Here is a 213-nt window from a genome sequence, read left to right as displayed (position 1 = left end):
CCCGCCATCCCGCCATCCCGCCATCCCGCCATCCCGCCATCCCGCCATCCCGCCATCCCGCCACGGAGTAAACGATCCGCCACGCAAAAAGATGGCGGCGTGTTCACTTCGTGGCGGAGAGCGGCGAGCGGGGGAGGGACGGGGGGGCGGACCGACGGGCGCCGCACTGCGCCGCGCAGCGCCGCGCAGTGCCGCGCGGGGCCGCGCGGGGCC

This window comes from Frigoribacterium sp. Leaf44 (assembly GCF_001421865.1).
GTDB lineage: Bacteria > Actinomycetota > Actinomycetes > Actinomycetales > Microbacteriaceae > Frigoribacterium.
Note: the sequence above shows the minus strand (reverse complement) of the source record.